This window comes from Caballeronia sp. HLA56 (assembly GCF_054655155.1).
On record NZ_BAAHOB010000005.1, the window covers coordinates 2,742,826 to 2,759,116 of the forward strand.

Consider the following 16,291-nt stretch of genomic DNA (forward strand, 5'->3'; position numbering starts at 1 on the left):
TTCGCGAACAACTTGACGGACGGCGAATTGCTCGACTATCCTCCGGGAACGGTGCTCAAAACACCTCTACAAGCGGTCAAGCCACCCCGTCAGTCTGTGGCTTTTGTTTCGCCTATTGGTTTTGCGCCTATGGGCGGGAGTGCGGCTAATAAAAGACCCGCAAGGGGAATATGCCCGCCGTCTTGTAGCGGTTTTGAGCTCCTGCCCACCCGTCTCAAAAACGGGCCTAGTCTCACTACAAGGAGCAAAGCCATGCATGGCACTACTCTCGCTCGTCCTGAGCAAACGCAATCTCCGCTTCAACTTCAGATCATCAATCGCGCCCTGCGCGACGCAGCGCTCGCGCCGAGCGCGAACGACGCGCTTGACTGCTGCGCAGATGCACTCCTCGAGCTTGCCGAGCTCGCCCGTGCGGAGGTGCGCCATGACTAAGACAACACGCACCGCTATCCATCAAACACCGTCGGCAGCCGGCTTGCTCGCGTTTTTCGCAGAGCGCTTCGACATGGCGAACGCCTCGGACAGCGAACTGCAATTCCTCGCGGACTGCCTAACCGTGGCGGGCGATTCCGCGTCGTCGTTAGCCACCGTCGTATCAGCCATCGGATGCTTGATCACCAATGACCGAAGCCCTGAACTCAAACCAGTGCGCTCCGGCGCGTTACAGGAAGCCGAACACCCTCTTTTGCTCTATCGCATCGCCAGTGAAATCGAGCTCATCGGTCAGATCGTCGAGACCGCGTCTGAGGCCGAGTGCGTCCTTCGACAGCGATTGATCGACCGTCTCAAATTAGAGCGCTCTAGTCGTGCTCACAGCGATGAGTACTCCTTACAGGAGGGAAACCATGGTTAGGCACCTCGAGATGGCGGCGAAGGTTCAGCAGTTCCACGATGTCTTGCAGATGTTGCTGATCGCCATTGCAGACCTTCCTGTGAGCGACGACCACCCTGTTTACGGTGTCGTTCGCATGTTGATCGATCAGTCTGCTGGCGTCGCAGAACAGTTGCATGAATACGTGGACGCAGATTGCGTACGCCACGGTCAGTGCGCGATCGGTTCGAAGGAGGATGTATGAGTACGGTCGATCAGGACAAGGTGGTGATGGATATCCAGAAGAGCGCGACGCAGCGCATCCGGATCATTCATCGTTGGTACAAAGGCCGCGAGTACGTCGATGTCCGGCTTGTGGTCGCCAATGCAGCGGGTGAGTTCGTGCCGACGCAGAAGGGCATCATGCTGCGCCCGGAACTACTGCCGCAGATCATTCAGGGGCTGACGCTGGCCGCGCGGGAGGTCGTATGAACGAGAACTACAAACTCGGCATCCCAATCGCTGAAGGCGAGTACGCGAGCCCGACTGAGTGCGTTCTCATGTGCGGCTTCCTTGTGTTTCATGCAAAGAAGGCTGATCCCGATGTGCGCCAGTTCGCGCGCCGCGTGCTCGACGTGGTGTTTGCCGCTGCCGCCGAGAAGGGGTTTCGCCGTACCGATCTGCTTGAAACGATGATGGCGAAGGGTGTCCGATCGCCGCGCGTGGGCGTTCTCGCGGGGCAAGCGACGGCGGCGATCGGCGACAACCTTGCCTTCGCTCGTGTGATTGCCCGAGCAGGCTCGATTGCAGGAGGTAAGCAATGAGCACCGTCTTTGATGATCATCAGCGGATCCTTGAAGCACTCTCGTACATTCCGCCGGACGTTGAGCGCGACGTATGGTTTCGTGTCGCTGCATCGCTCAAGCATAGCGAGGGCGAAGCTGGCTTTGTGATGTTTGACAACTGGAGTCAGGGAAGCCCGAACTACGTGGCGGCTGACGTTCGGGATACGTGGCGCTCAATTCGTCCCGACGCCGGTATCACCATCGGCACGCTGTTCGCGATCGCGAAGAAGTACGGCTACAAGCCGCGTTCGACCGCCGCAACGGTTATCGACCCGGCAGAGGTCGAGCGCCGTCGTGTCGAGCGCGACGCACGCACGGAACAAGAGGCGCAGAAACGAACGAAGGCCCGTAAGCACGCGGCCTCGCTTGCCATCGCCGTCATTGAGAAAGCTCACCCCGCTCGCGACGATCATCCGTACCTGATGCGCAAGGGTGTCAGTGCGGTTGACACCCTGCGCGAAATGGACGCCGCGAAGCTTCAGAAGCTGATCGGCTACCGGCCGCAGTCGGGCGGCGCGCAGCTCGAGGGGCGCGTTCTCATCGCACCTGTGCAGGTCGAAAGCAGCGTCACCACCATCGAGATGATCGATGAACAGGGGCGTAAGTCGGCCTTGGCTAACGGCGAGAAGGCGGGCGGTTGTTGGTTTACCTCGTGCGCGCTCGAGCAGTGCAAGCGCATCATCATCGCCGAAGGCGTCGCCACGGCATTATCCGCTCATCTTTGCACGGGTGATGCCGCAGTGGCGGCGCTCTCGGCGGGCAACCTCACGAAGGTCGCGCAGACGATGCGCGCTGCCTATCCCGATGCTGAGATCACGGTACTGGCGGACCTCGGTAATGGACAGCAGAAGGCGGTGGAGGCGGCGCGATCCGTCGGTGGCGCCGTTGCCCTCCCGGAGTTCGGCGACAAGCGTGGTGACGACGAAACGGACTTCAACGACATGCACACACGTTTTGGAGCGGCCGCGGTGGCCAGGCAGATCTGGAAGGCTGCGAAGCCGGATGGCGGCGATGAGCCGAACCGTAGCGGTGCAGGAGCGACAACTGCCGGCGCAGGCGAACTAGAAGCGTATTACGAGCGCCGTCAAGACGGCTTGTACTTCGTGGGCGTGAAAGTCGATCGCGACAGCGGCAAGACCGTCTATCTCGCGCCTCGATGGCTTTGTGACTCGCTGGAGGCGTTGGGAAGCGGCCGCGACAGCTCAGGCCGTCAGATGCGCGTGTTGCGCTGGCGGCGCGCGGGTTGCGGCGAAGAGGTAATCGAAGCCATGCCCAATGCAGAGATTGGGGAGCGCGACGGTTGGGCGCGATTGCGTAGCGGCGGGCTGGCGGTCGCAACCGATCGCGCGGCTCGTGAGCGACTTGCGTACTGGCTTCAGACCGAGAACCGCGACGCGTGGTATGAGATCGTCAGCATGACCGGTTGGCAGCACGGCGCTTTCGTATTGCCGACCGGGGAAGTCGTTGGGCAACCCAATGCTCGCATGCACTTTAACGGCAAACCGGACAATCCGAGCGCCTATAAGGCGCGTGGCACGCTTGGCGATTGGCGAGAGCAGGTAGGTCGTCTGACACAAGGCAATGCCCTCGCTATGACGAGCGTGGCATGCGCGCTGGCCGGGCCGCTGCTTTCCATTGCCGGAGAGAAGGACGGCATTGGTTTGCATCTCTATACCAACTCGACAGCGGGTAAGAGCACCTGCGGCGATGTGGCTGCTAGCGTCTGGGGAGATCCAGACCGCAGCAAGGCGAGCTGGAATGGTACGTCCCTAGGTCTGGCGTTGATGTCGGAGTCAGCCAACGATCGCTTGTTATATCTGGACGAGATCGGCTCGGGCGATGCGCGCAAAATCGGCCCGGCGATCTACCAGATGCTCAATGGCATTTCGAAGGTACAAGGAGCGCGTGACGGCGGCACCGTCGCTTCTCGGTCGTGGAGGTTGACGCTCATTTCGACGGGCGAAGTCGCGATGAGTCAGTATCTCGCCGAAGGCGGTCTAAAGCCGCGTGGCGGGCAGGAGGTGCGCTTGCTTGATGTGCCCGCCGACGCGGGCCTGCATCGCGCATTTGACGAACTGCACGGCTACGCGAGCGCCGAAGCTTTCTCTGACGCACTGACGGCTGCTGGTCGCGCACAGCATGGCACGCTTGGGCCCGCGTTCGTGGAATGGCTTCTGCCAAGGTGGAGTGACGCGCGCGAGACGATCGCGTGCGAGCGTATCCGTATGGCGGCGATGGTGCCGCCGGATGCCGCGCCACCCGTGCGGCGCGCGACACGCAAGTTCGCCCTGCTAGCCGCTGCCTTGGTGTTGGCATCGCAGGCGGGCTTGACGGGGTGGACCGCCGAAGAATCGCAGCAGGCGGTCGATACCGTCTGGCGGCGGTGGCTTGATGTGTTCGGGACGGGCGACCGCGACGATGAGCGTTTGATCGAGCAGGTCGAAGGTCTCATCGAGCAGCATGAGCACTCGAGATTCGTTCGCCTGCCGCTTACTGAAAACATGCCCGTGGTGCATAACTCGCTGGGCTTCATCCGGGCCGACGCCGACGGCAAGATCACCGTGTACGTGCCGCCCGCAACCTTCAAAGGGGTGTTCGTCGTCGGTTATGACCTGAAGCACGCCTGCAAGGCCCTTCACAAAGCTCGCATCCTATTGCGTCCCACAGGGCGCAAGGGCTGGACGAGAAACGGTGGGCGTGGCTTGGGGCAGGTCTACGTGCTCTACCCACGTAAAAATCACGCTGATTGGAAAGCTGACGACGATCAGTAGCAGCACGCCGCGCTTCTATCTTTTGACCTCGCCACCGCGCGAGGTTTTTTTATGGCCAAACGGAACACATGAACATGAAAGCTTTGTCAGGATCACGTTAAACGCTTTCTAATGGCTTTCGACTGATTCCTCTGCCTTCACAAAATTCCCGTGTAGGGAAATCTCACTGCCAACACTGCCAACTGCCAACTACCCTATTCAAAACCTTACGTTATATAGCTTTTGCTGTTGGCAGTGTGTTGGCAGTGTTGGCAGTGTTTCGCATGACGGAATCCCTGATAGCGGGGTGTGGGCAGTCGACTGCCAACAATTGGCATCAAAGCGCTGCCCACTGCCAACAGCGAAACCCTTACCCAGTAAGGGTTTGAGGCCGCTGTTGGCAGTTTGGCAGTGTTGGCAGTGAGTTTTGTGTACCTATAGAGTGGGGGAAAACTCGACTCGATATCGACGACAGCTTATTGAAAGCAATTGCGACGGCTGTCTGAAGATCGCCTGTTCGTATCCATCCGATTGTCCGAGGCCCACGCCCTCGGTAGGCTCGTTGCTTCGTATCTATCTGCGAGGTCACGATGTCGTTAAGGGTTGTTTGCGCTGGTAGCCATCTCATAAGCGCACTGGGTACCGAGGCGGCCGTTAGGCAATGCGCAGGGGTCACAACCGTGGCCACGACCTGCTGCGGTGATACGCTGGCCAAGCTCGCGAGTGAGTGTGATGTGATTGTCGCGGACCTGCAGAGCGTCTCGTCGAGGCAAAACTCCGCTCGCGAACCTTTGTTGACCCGCATACGGGCGGGACATATTGACGTGGGTCTGGTGCTGCATTCGTGTATCAAGAATCCCGCTTACCTCGCCACGCTGTCGGCCCTGAGCGCCGTTCACGCAGTGCTGGACCGGGATGAAGTCGGCGAGCATCTGAAGTCAGCGATCGATGCCGCGTACGCCCGCCAAAAATTTGTATCGTCCACGCTTGCCAAGTACGCGGCGACGCTGCCTAGACGCGGCCAGAGTTTTCAGCCTCTAAGCGCGTGCGAAATTGACGTTCTCAAGGCGACGCTAGCCGGTCAGTCGCTAAAGGAGATCGCGTTCGCGCGCCACCGCTCTAAGCAAACCATCTGCACGCACAAAACGAACGCGATGCTTAAGCTAGGCGTGGCATCGACCGCTGAACTTTTTCGCTTATTCTCAGAAGAGGATGTCTGCATCCTCCATGACAGAGTATTGCAATCGACGGCTTAGTGGGATGTTGAACGCTTAATCCCGTGCGAGTCGGTGTAAGCGGAAAGCTTATGCAGTCACGGCGTGGCTGGAACTTATTGAAAATACGGCTAATGACGCGCTCCATGCATTTAGATGGTCGCCCAGCGGCTCGTAGATATTCTGATATTCCGCATCGTCTCAACGGGCATACCGCATAAGCCGCAACTTCTATTGATTTTGTACCCTTCAAATATCTCAAGTCGACCCTGCGGTCACACGGTCGCCTCTGAAGTGGTCAGTCGGATCGACGTTGCGCGAGTTGCAGTGCCATAAAGCGGTCGTTGGCGACCTCACCTGATCGGCCAGGAGCCGCCGGTCGAGGTCGACATCCAGTTCGACTAGCCAAGCTCTCGTTTCCTGTCGCTCAATGGCCGCTTTGCGGCGAGCAAATCACCGAGGGCACAGCCTCAATCCGGCCATGAAGAGTCGTTCACCTTCGCCGTTGCTAAGTCGCTCGTGGGACTGCTCCTTCTCAGAAACCAGCCATTCATTTTGCAGGCTGGAGGAAAATCGCCTCTTTGAGCTTTCTCGATTTGCTGATTCCATTGGGAAATCGGTAATAGGTTACGATGCCTCCGTTACAGGAAACTAAATTGATGCCCCAGAGTTTTCCTGCCCATGCGAAACAGCACAGAGGAGATACGGATGCAATCGCGGACGTTCGTCTTGCCGAAAGCCGGTGTGGCGTTTGACCAAAACAGTGAATGGCCTGCCGATAAGTGCACGGCCCTTGACGTACAAAAGTCGGTGGTGATTGTAGGCGCGAACGGTAGCGGGAAGACCCGTTTGGGCACGTGGATTGATCTATATTCGCCGCAGAAGGAATCAACGCTTCGTATGTCTGCACAAAGATCGTTGACCATGCCCGATAGCTCGCAGCTTATTTCTCTCTCGATTGCTGAGTCCGATTTAATCTACGGGTTTGGCAAGGCGACGGAGAACCAAAATCCCGCAGCATACAAATTGGTCAACCGCTGGGGCAGCAGTGGGCCGGTTCACATGCTCAACGACTTCCCTAAATTGATGGTTTACCTGTTTTCCGAGCAGGCCGACGTGAGCGCAAAGTACCTAGCTGACTCACGGCTATCTGAGAAACGAATACCCCCGCCAGTTACGAAGCTTGAACAGATCAAAAATTTGTGGGAGACGCTTTTACCCCATCGCGAACTGGTGCTTGGCGGAGCAGAACTACATACCAAGGTCGCAAACTCTGACGGCACGCCTTACAAAGCTTCTCAGATGAGCGACGGCGAGCGCGTTCTTTTCTATTTGGTTGGTCAATGTTTGGCAGCTCCAAAGAACGGAATCATCATCGTAGACGAGCCGGAAGTTCATCTGCATAAATCGCTGCAGTCGCCCTTATGGAATGCGATTGAAAACTTGCGGGCAGATTGTCTTTTCGTTTATATAACACACGACGTTGACTTTGCTGCTTCGCAGGTTGCGGCAACGAAGCTCTGGCTGAAAGGCTTCGACGGCGCGTCTTGGGACTGGGCCACAATCGACGACGTTGACGACATGCCGGAAGACCTGCTACTTGAGATCATGGGAAGTCGCAAACCGGTCGTGTTCGTCGAAGGCGACAACGGCAGCCACGACGTTGCTCTGTATCGTGCGCTTCTACCTGAGTGCCTTGTGATGCCACGAGGCAGTTGCAGTGCAGTTATCGCAGGCGTCCGTGCGCTTCGAGATAACAAGCAATTTCATCACCTCGACATAGTAGGCGTTGTAGACCGTGACCGGCGAGGCGATGAAGAAATACAGGCACTTGGAAAGGACGGCATCCATGTGCTCGACGTGGCCGAAGTCGAAAATCTCTTTTGCACCCGTGAAGTCTTAGCGCTCTGCTCGAAGCGCTTGGCAAGAGACGCACAGATCGATTTCAGTAAGATCGCCAAACTCGCCTTCGAACGTCTGAACTCGGAACTCGAGACGCAGGTTTCGATGCGCGTCGCCGCCGAGATCAAATATCGTTTGAATCTTTTCGACGTTAAGGCGAAGGGCCCGGGTTCCCTTGACAACGCGCTCAAGCAGACGGTAGCGGACATTGATGTTTCCGTTCTATATTCCGAAACAGAGGGATTGTTTGTTTCGTTGATTTCCCAAAACGACTACAACGGATTACTCAAATATTACAATCGAAAATCGTTGGCCTCGCAAATCGGAGCCACGATTGGCCTTGCAAATAAGGAGCTTCCGGCGCTCGTGTTGCGAATGGCGAGCGGTGATGGCGTGCACGCGATTCGGGAAGCCGTGCGACCGTACTTCGGCGATTTTAAGGACAAGATACCTGTGAAGCCGACTGAAGACCCTGCGGTCGTGGAGCCTTCGAGCGCAACCGTCTGACAGGAGCCCACTGCTTGGCCGACGCTACTTGCGTGCGTCCTCACGGGCTGACAGGTAGCAGACGAGACGCGCGGTCGGACGTCTCATACTAACTTGTGAGCGGCCGCTGCTGGTGCAGTGATCTGAATGGCGGCTTAGGGTCGAGAGTTCGCGTTGACGACCAGCCGTTACCGGGCAGCCAAATATTAGTGGCCGCTTTACGGCGATGAGTTCGGAGCTCGGATTGGCTCACCCCGACCCGAAGCGGACGATCAATGAGCCGTAGTATGTCTGGCGGTTTTCAAGGTGCAACGGCCATTCCCATAGTTGCCGGGATGATTTTGAACACCATTTACGCAGGGCTGGCGCGCTACCATTAATGACGATAGCGGTTGTTGCACCGCCTGCATTTGCTTGATCCGAATAGCTTCGACTTTTAATTCGACTGCACTTGAACGGCGGTGCCGATTTTTTCTGCGCCGCGCGGGGCAACGACCAGATATCTTTGCGTGCTCGTGGCACTGTTCGCTTCTGGCCGGACGATCTGACGGATTTGCCCGATCGCGTTGACGATCGCTGAACCCGCCGGGTTGCTCATGAAGTTCGCCAACGGTTCCAACTCGCCGCTTCCATCAGGGTGGTCTGAAAGCGCAATAACATAGGGTTTCTTTGGCTCCAACCCCGTGACCGACGCTTGCAATACCTGAACTAAGCCCTGATCAAACAGTGACACGCTCGTTGGCTCGGTTGTGCTTGCTGACGTAGACGAATCTCCCACCGCCATCATCGTCAGATGTGCCGCTTTGCCTGCCACACCGAGTGGCTGCGTATTCTGGGTGCCATCACCCATTCGAACGGCATTCGGTACATAGGTAACCGCTTGTGGCGCTTGTCCGATTGGCACAGTGGCAATCACCTGGTTCGTCAACGTGTCGATCGCAGTCATCGCATCGGCGTTTTCAAGACCGACGTACATGCGTGTGCCGTCGCCTGATGGCCAGATGCCGTGCGGAAGTTTTCCGACGGAGATCGTCGCGACCTGGGAGAAGTCATCAGTTTTAAACACCTTGACTTCATTGGTACCGCCAATCGTCACGTAGGCAAAAGAGCCGTTGCTATTGTGTGCGAAGTTGACGTGATTGCTGATCGGACCGGTATCGATCGTCTTGAGGATATTGAACGGTGGTCTGGCGTTAAATACCTGCGTCTTGCCAGTATCCTTCAAAGTGAACCACACCTGCTTGCCATCAGGTGTGGCCGCGATGTTCGGACAAAATGGACTGGCCTGCGTAACGTGGCCGACTATCTTATGACTCGCGACATCGATCACGACGGTCTGCGGATTAAACGACGAGCAGACATACCCGTATTTCCCGTCAGTCGAGAAGATCTGCATGCCGGGTCCTGCTGGCACGACAATGCGAGATTTCTCTTCGTAGGTCGAACCATCCAGCACGGCGATGTAATTTTCACCTCGCACCGTAACCCAAACCTCCTTGCCGTTGGGCGTGAAGAACGCCTCGTGCGGGGACCGTCCGACATACGTCACATGCTTGAGCGCGTTGGTCTCGGTATCGATGAACGAGACTGAATTGGAGCCGATCGAGACCACCGCGATCGTCTTGTGGTCCGGCGAAAAGCCCATGCCATGAACCAGCACCTGGCCTTTGTAGAGCGGGCTGAAATTGCCGGGCGACGGATCGCCGAGCTTGATCAAGCCGACTAGCGTATTACTGGCAGGATCGATGACGGAGACGGTATTAGAAAACTGCTCGGCGGCGTAGACGCGATCCTGATGGCTGATGGGTATGTCGGCGGCAGAAGCCTTTCCAGGTGCCTGCCCTGCGAGGGCAACCGGCGCAAAGACGAGCGCGACCAGGGCTGAAAGCGTCGAGACTGCGGGCATGCGGTTCATTGTGACTCCTGGTTCATTTTCATGGACATGCTGTCATGTTTAGGGGACTGCATTTTTCCTTGTGCAATATCGGACGCCCGGTCTGCGCTACCAGCTGTGCCAGTCGCTGAAGTTGATACGCTCGAACCGATCGCCAGATGCATCGCAACGATCTCTTGCTGCTGCTCAACCACAATCTCTTGCGCGATGCGGCGCAACTGCTCGTTCTTTCCATATTGCAGTTCGGCGCGCGCCATATCGATAGCGCCCTGGTGGTGCGGCGCCATCATCGCCACGAAATCATTGTCGATATTCCCACTCGGCTTGACTGCCATGTTCGCCATCATGGTCGACATCGCCGTATCGTTTTCGGATAGAAATGAAGCCTCCGCGGATGAAGCATCCGACGGTGCGTCGCCCGCAAAAGCGACAACGCTTGCGGGCAGAAAAATGAGGGCGCCAGCTAACGACAGTGTGGCGGCTAGCCAGTCCGGGGAATTCGAAGCCATCGTGCATGTTCCTGATTAGGTAAGTGGCAACGGGCGAACGCCGTTTATGGGCCGTTTATTCCCGGATATTTTCAAACAAAGGGTTTACCACTTGTGGCAAGACAAACGTCTGCGCCAGCACCGCTTGCAGCATTATCAGGACGCGGCTACGCGCGCGGCCCGCTCGAGCGTTTCGACTATGTTTGTTGCAACGTTCCGGAACCGGCACACGGCGAGAGGACTTGGATGAGGCATCGTAAGAATCACAGGAGAGCCCGGCAACTGTTTGAGCATAGAGAACGCACGTTGAGCTTTGCGACCTGCCAATACGATCACGCGCAAATCAGGCAACAGTCCGACCAACGATGGCAATTCGCCGATCCCCCGCTCAATCTCACCGATCGTCAAAGTTGCGCGTGGCCCGTCTGACGCCGGTAGCCATGGGAACACGTTCCACAACACACTCTGGCGACGAGCCAATCCCGCTTCATCGAAGAAGCGCTTGAGGTTCCGTTGCGCGGGCACCGGACTGTCCAGCGATACAAACCGCGGCCGGGATGCAAGTCTTGCCGGAGACTCGAGAAGCACAAGCACCTTGGCCTGGCAGCCGCCGTCAAGCGGATCGATATAAGGGACTTCACTGCTTCGCGCGGACAGCTCTTCGGCGAATCGGGTCAAGGGTATGATATGCGGTTGATCGAGGAGCGCGATCCGTCGCTGAAGCGCCTCCGAGTCTCGGAGCAGATCGCATGCTTCTGAAAGCGCCTTAGATCCTTCGTCGGAATCGTTCATGGAGCGCCAATGGGTGCTGGAGTCATGGAGTAAACCGAGTCGTTGAAGATCATCGCCCTGCTCCGGCTCACTCTGATCCACCCGGGACAACCGTTTCATTTCCTGGGCGTAGCAAGGCAAGGTGCTTGAAAGAGGTTGCCGTGCCACATTCCCTTGAGCGTCTTGCTCACCACGATCAGCCAGAACCCGATCAGCGCGACTGTAAGCGCCGTACCGATGACTGCAAATGGAAAGAACTGCGTGAGCCGATACAGCGCGAAGGTCGTAGCGGTGTACACGCCGATCGGAAACGTGAACCCCCACCATCCCATGTTGAACGTCATGCCTTCGCGCTGATACCGCACAGTCAGGATGACAGCGATCACGAGCCACCACACGCCCACGCCCCACAGAAGCAGGCCGCCCAGCAGTCCGAAGTCCCTAGCCACGATTGCCACTTGTTCGAGCACCGTGCCGGCGAATGCGGCAGGCGCAGCTTGACCGAGCAGCAGCAGACCAAGGCTTCCGGTCCCGATCGGACCCAGCGTGAGCCACGACGACGCCGCCATGTCACGATGCGGAAGCTTGTGAAGCGCGAGGCGCAAAAACACGATTGTCAGGATCGAAAATGCAAGAGGTACGGAAATCGCCCAAAGCACATAACCCGTTCCGACAAGCAACTGCGCGGCACTGTGCGAAAGATGCGGTGCGAGCACGCCGGCACTGGACGCAGTCACCTCAGGTGCAACGATTGGCAACAGCCAGACGGCAGTCATCTGTTCGGTCGAATGCTGCTGTGTCGTGAACATGCGATACGGCACGAGACACGCAATCGATACCGCCAAGCCTGCGTCGATCCACCACAACGCGTGCGCTACGCTCAGTGCTGCCGGGCCGAAAAGCTCGGGGCCAAACACGCTTAGACCATTCACGATGGGAATCAGCCCCATCGGGATCGCGCCCAAGAACATCGATTGCACCGGATGGTCGAGCATGGGCTTGAACGTTTCCGGAAACCGGACCAGGCGCGCCATAAAAAGAATCGAAAAAACAGTGAAGAACACGATGTCGATCATCCACAACGCCTCCGCAACCGTGTGTTGACCGGCCAAACGAAATGGCGCGGCGAGAAGGACAAGAAAGACGATCCCGGTTCCCATCGTCAACGCGAACCAGTTAGGCGTGAATTGGCGAACTATTTCACGGTGGCGAGTGACGTGCTTGAACGGTTTGAGAGCATCAAATCGTGCTATTTCCGGTGTTTTCACCTGCGTTTCGTCCATCTTGGTTGACTCCTCGTTAATCTGTATGTCAAGAATAACAAGATTGCAGATATACTTAAAATACATATAAAGCATCTTCTCCATATCAAATAGGCATGAATTTCACCCACTTACTGGCCTTTTACGAAGTCGCGCGCGCAGGCTCAATCAGCGCTGGCGCACAACGTCTGCACGTCAGTCAGCCAGCTGTAACTCGCGAGATCAGGGAGCTCGAGGAGCGTCTGGGCGTGACCCTATTCGACCGGTTGCCACGAGGCGTTGCGCTCACTCAAGTGGGCAATACGCTGCTGGAATATGCGACCCGGATATTCGCGTTGTCGGAAGCAGCGGAACGCGAGTTGACCGAACTGGCGGGATTAACTGCGGGTCAGTTGTTGATCGGGGCGAGTGCGACCGTCGGTGTTTATCTGGTGCCCGCAGTGATCGCGCAGTTTAATGTCCTTTTTCCCAAGGTAACCGTGGAGCTGACGGTGGCTAATACCGAACAGGTCGAACAGGGACTCCTGGCACACGCTTTCGGACTGGGTTTCATCGAAGGTCCCTACGATGCCGCCGTTTTCGATGCCAACGTCATCGGTGCAGATGAAATCATTGCGGTGGCTGCAGTCGGGCATCCATTGGCGAAGCGCAGATTTGCCGCACGCGAACTGGCCGACAAAGCCGTGATCCTGCGCGAACCGGGCTCCGGAACGCGGGCTGCCGTGGAAGACGCGTATAAACGAGCAGGCTTGTCGATGACGCCACTCATGTCGGTCAGCCATACCGAGGCCATCAAGCGGATGCTGTTATCAGGCCAAGCCATCGCCTATGTTTCCTCACTGAGCGTCGCCGAAGAAATCGCGCGCGGAGATCTTGTCAGGCTAAAGGTCATCGGCGTCGATATCACGCGCTTGCTGCACGTCGTGTGGTTGAAAGGCAGATCGTTTGCGCCCAGCACGGAGGCTTTCGTCAAACTATTTGATGAACAATTTCCCCCCCGCTTCAGCTCTGTTATTGTGCGGTGACGGTAATCCGATGCCACGCTGTACTTAGATAGCCTTTGAAATTCCATACATCGGCTACTTGCGATACCTGAGTCTGTCCCGCCGAGTCCCATGCGCGCACTGAGAGTTCATGCGTGCCCTCCGGCAGCGCCAGTTCGACGGTCCAGAGCGTCCAGCTCCACGGGGTGCTAGGCTCGACGTTGAGTGCGGCTTGTGTCCACGTCACACCGTCATCTGACGACACTTCCACGCGCGCTACTGATGTTCCCGTCGCCACAGCGTATCCGGCGACCCGGACAGGACCTGCGCACAATGTCGCTCCGTCGTTCGGTTCGCAAATGGCCGAGTTCAGCGGCATATCGTTGATCGTCGTCCCGTTCTCCCAATCCGCGCTGGCTTCATCGACGGAAGCGGGGAACAATTTGTACTCGCGTTGCTGCATGTGATTGTCCGAAGGTTTGTCGCGCACCTCAATCGATGCCAGCCACTTCGGACTACGCACGCCCGCGTATCCTGGAACCACTACGCGCAATGGATACCCATGCTCCGGGCTCAACACTTCGCCGTTCATTTCATAGGCAAGCAGCACATCGCCTGATAGCGCTTTGCTCGCAGGAATTGAAACACCATAGCGGAAGCGTTTGCCTTCTGCTTCGCAGTCATCGCACGCTGCAAATACCACGTGCGTTTCTCCAACGCACATGATGCCAGCCGATTCGAGCACGTCCTTGAGCCTAACGCCGGTCCAAACCGCATTGCCGATCGCCCCCGGCGCCCATGGGTCACCCGAGACGGGTTTCACCGAGAACAAATCAGCACGCCGGTTTCCAGCGCATTGCATGACCGCACTGACGGAAACGCGCTCAAAGCGGCTTTTGAGATCGTTCAGTGAGAGGCTGATCGGACGGCTTACCTGGCCTGAGACCGAAATCCGGTGGAGCGTCTCGTCAATCACCGGCACATTGCCGTGGTTGCGAACGTAGAAGTCGTCTTGAGTCGTGTGCATGCCGGCGATCAAGCGCTTGAGTTCTGGCTCTGCGTTGAGCGGCGATGTGGAATGGATCCGCTTGTCGAGCGCAGCTGGTGTCATTCGTATCTCCGGCGTTGAGTCTGCGTTTGGGAAGAGGCGTTACGGTCCTCTCCGCAGTGCAGGAAGCGCGCCCGGTTCGGAATTCCAGCTCGACAGCCCACGCCGAATTCTTTTACAATCGCTCACGGAGATGGCATTCCTCCCGCAGATCATCGCAAACCGCTGGATTGATTACGTAGCTGACTTACCCGATTGAGTCGCCTAATTAAGCCAGCTAATGATGCCTACGCGTTCCTGGGTCAGGAATCCGTAGGCACGCGCGTTCGGCGCACTTCCCTCGCGGCTTTCGCTGCCCAGGTTTGAGTTCTTCAAACTTGGAAATTCATGAAACGTTTTGTGTTTCCCGAGCAGTTCCCTATGCTGCCGCATGTGGCGCGCTGGCTTTTGCTGTCGGGTCTCGTCGGTGCCCTGGCGGGAAGCGCCTCAGCCTTGTTTCTTTGGGCGCTCGATATCGCCACGAACACTCACGTGGCGAACCCCTGGCTCATCGGGCTGCTGCCCGTCGCCGGCTTTTGTGTCGGCTGCGTTTATTTGGGGATCGGGGCCAGTGTCGAAGGCGGAAATAATCTGCTGATCGACGAGATCCACGATCCGAAGAAAATCGTTCCAAAGCGCATGGCGCCGCTGGTGTTGATCGCAACGGTGATCACTCATCTATTTGGTGGCTCGGCCGGGCGCGAAGGCACGGCTGTACAGATGGGCGGCGCACTCGCCGATCAGGTGACACACCGCTTCGGTCTTAGCCGCGAGGACCGCCGGATACTGCTGATGGGTGGCATCGCAGCAGGATTCTCGTCAGTGTTCGGCACCCCACTCGCAGGCGCCCTGTTCGGCCTCGAGGTCTTGGCGATTGGGCGTTTGCGATACGACGCCTTGCTCAGCTGCTTTATTGCGTCGATTTCCGCCGATCTGGTTACACGCGCTTGGGGAATTCATCACACCGTTTATTCGATCCCGTTCATTCCACCGGTCAGCCTGAGCGGATTGGGATACGTGATCGTGGCGGGGATGATTTTCGGGATTACGGGGATGCTGTTCGCCGACGCAACGCATGGTTTGTCGGGGTTGATCAAGCGAATCGTCAAGTACGCGCCGGCCCGTCCGTTCGTGGGTGGCATCGCCGTCGCGCTTGCTTCGTTGGTACCGGGAACATCGCCGTTTCTCGGGCTCGGCATACCGACAATCGTGGAAGCTTTTCACCGGCAGCTTCCCCTTTACACGTCAGTCGGAAAATTTGGCTTTACCGTGATCACGTTAGCGTCAGGCTTCAAGGGGGGCGAAGTCACGCCACTCTTTTACATCGGCGCGACGCTCGGCAACGCGCTCTCTCACGTTCTGGCCCTGCCCTTTCCGGTCCTCGCCGGGCTCGGTTTCGTCGCCGTATTTGCCGGCGCCGCGAATACGCCTATCGCCTCCACGGTCATGGCCATCGAGTTATTTGGGGTCGATATTGGTGTGTATGCAGGGCTTGCATGCGTGGTGGCCTATTTGTTCTCCGGGCACACGGGGATTTACCGGGCCCAACGCGTCGAGCACAGCAAACATGCTGATCTGCCACGCGGTATCCGACTATCTGAACTCGCCGCACTTCGCCGACAAAAATCAACCGCCAACACGAAGAACAAATGACACCAGACCTTCAAGCGGGTAAGCGCAACATAATGGTGCTCCGTCTTTATTTTCCGCACGCGGCGCGCGTCGCCCATAGCCGGTTGTGGCACCACCTGAGCCGGCCGTCACTAGCGAACCACCTGCTCCATCTTGCAAAGAAAAA

14 protein-coding genes and 1 riboswitch are annotated in these 16,291 nt (G+C 57.6%); of the genes, 9 read left to right on the forward strand and 5 right to left on the reverse strand.

Going from position 1 to position 16,291, the window contains the following annotated elements; translation table 11 throughout:
* The first annotated feature begins 424 nt into the window (after nucleotides 1–424).
* From ACYQ47_RS32395 to ACYQ47_RS32425, 7 genes are all read left to right on the forward strand, one after another.
* Nucleotides 425–853 (forward strand): hypothetical protein, encoded by a 429-nt coding sequence (locus ACYQ47_RS32395; RefSeq protein WP_459908867.1) that lies wholly within the window; start codon nucleotides 425–427, stop codon nucleotides 851–853.
* Nucleotides 846–1,076, forward strand: a complete 231-nt coding sequence (locus tag ACYQ47_RS32400) for a hypothetical protein (protein ID WP_044041214.1) — start codon at nucleotides 846–848, stop codon at nucleotides 1,074–1,076. The genes ACYQ47_RS32395 and ACYQ47_RS32400 overlap by 8 nt, the downstream gene beginning before the upstream one ends.
* The gene (locus ACYQ47_RS32405) at nucleotides 1,073–1,303 is read left to right on the forward strand and encodes a transcriptional coactivator p15/PC4 family protein (RefSeq protein ID WP_016344659.1); all 231 of its coding nucleotides are present in this window, start codon (nucleotides 1,073–1,075) and stop codon (nucleotides 1,301–1,303) included. Before ACYQ47_RS32400 ends, ACYQ47_RS32405 begins: the two co-directional genes overlap by 4 nt.
* On the forward strand, nucleotides 1,300–1,635 hold the full coding sequence (locus tag ACYQ47_RS32410) for a hypothetical protein (RefSeq protein WP_459908870.1): 336 nt from the start codon (nucleotides 1,300–1,302) through the stop codon (nucleotides 1,633–1,635). Before ACYQ47_RS32405 ends, ACYQ47_RS32410 begins: the two co-directional genes overlap by 4 nt.
* Nucleotides 1,632–4,427, forward strand: a complete 2,796-nt coding sequence (locus tag ACYQ47_RS32415) for a DUF927 domain-containing protein (RefSeq protein ID WP_459908872.1) — start codon at nucleotides 1,632–1,634, stop codon at nucleotides 4,425–4,427. Before ACYQ47_RS32410 ends, ACYQ47_RS32415 begins: the two co-directional genes overlap by 4 nt.
* Before the next feature lie 659 nt (nucleotides 4,428–5,086).
* The gene (locus ACYQ47_RS32420; RefSeq protein ID WP_459908873.1) at nucleotides 5,087–5,662 is read left to right on the forward strand and encodes a LuxR C-terminal-related transcriptional regulator; all 576 of its coding nucleotides are present in this window, start codon (nucleotides 5,087–5,089) and stop codon (nucleotides 5,660–5,662) included.
* Between the two features lie 666 nt (nucleotides 5,663–6,328).
* Entirely contained in the window at nucleotides 6,329–8,029 is a 1,701-nt protein-coding gene (locus ACYQ47_RS32425; protein WP_459908875.1) for a DUF4435 domain-containing protein, read from the forward strand.
* A gap of 415 nt (nucleotides 8,030–8,444) precedes the next feature.
* On the opposite strand, the gene ACYQ47_RS32430 is transcribed toward ACYQ47_RS32425, so the two are convergent.
* The 4 genes from ACYQ47_RS32430 to ACYQ47_RS32445 all read right to left on the reverse strand — a co-directional run bounded on the left by ACYQ47_RS32430 (nucleotide 8,445) and on the right by ACYQ47_RS32445 (nucleotide 12,528).
* A complete protein-coding gene (locus ACYQ47_RS32430; protein ID WP_016344650.1) occupies nucleotides 8,445–9,923 on the reverse strand; it encodes a YncE family protein in 1,479 nt (492 codons plus the stop codon).
* Nucleotides 9,920–10,411 (reverse strand): DUF305 domain-containing protein, encoded by a 492-nt coding sequence (locus tag ACYQ47_RS32435; protein ID WP_084675719.1) that lies wholly within the window; start codon nucleotides 10,409–10,411, stop codon nucleotides 9,920–9,922. Before ACYQ47_RS32435 ends, ACYQ47_RS32430 begins: the two co-directional genes overlap by 4 nt.
* A gap of 135 nt (nucleotides 10,412–10,546) precedes the next feature.
* Nucleotides 10,547–11,182, reverse strand: coding sequence for a uracil-DNA glycosylase (locus ACYQ47_RS32440; RefSeq protein ID WP_459908878.1), 636 nt, complete (start codon nucleotides 11,180–11,182; stop codon nucleotides 10,547–10,549).
* Nucleotides 11,183–11,277: 95 nt separating this feature from the next.
* The gene (locus tag ACYQ47_RS32445) at nucleotides 11,278–12,528 is read right to left on the reverse strand and encodes a TDT family transporter (protein ID WP_459908880.1); all 1,251 of its coding nucleotides are present in this window, start codon (nucleotides 12,526–12,528) and stop codon (nucleotides 11,278–11,280) included.
* 11 nt (nucleotides 12,529–12,539) lie between these two features.
* Between ACYQ47_RS32445 and ACYQ47_RS32450 the strand changes: the two genes are divergently transcribed.
* Nucleotides 12,540–13,448: a LysR family transcriptional regulator gene (locus ACYQ47_RS32450; RefSeq protein ID WP_044041205.1), complete on the forward strand. Its 909-nt coding sequence runs from the start codon at nucleotides 12,540–12,542 to the stop codon at nucleotides 13,446–13,448.
* Here the strand turns inward: ACYQ47_RS32450 and ACYQ47_RS32455 are convergent.
* On the reverse strand, nucleotides 13,435–14,517 hold the full coding sequence (locus ACYQ47_RS32455) for a molybdopterin-dependent oxidoreductase (RefSeq protein WP_044041204.1): 1,083 nt from the start codon (nucleotides 14,515–14,517) through the stop codon (nucleotides 13,435–13,437). The two genes, ACYQ47_RS32450 and ACYQ47_RS32455, sit on opposite strands and share 14 nt — an antisense overlap.
* Before the next feature lie 117 nt (nucleotides 14,518–14,634).
* Nucleotides 14,635–14,751, forward strand: a riboswitch (Fluoride riboswitch).
* Nucleotides 14,752–14,841: 90 nt separating this feature from the next.
* Here ACYQ47_RS32455 and ACYQ47_RS32460 point away from each other — a divergent pair.
* Nucleotides 14,842–16,146: a voltage-gated chloride channel family protein gene (locus tag ACYQ47_RS32460; RefSeq protein ID WP_459908883.1), complete on the forward strand. Its 1,305-nt coding sequence runs from the start codon at nucleotides 14,842–14,844 to the stop codon at nucleotides 16,144–16,146.
* Nucleotides 16,147–16,291: the final 145 nt, after the last annotated feature.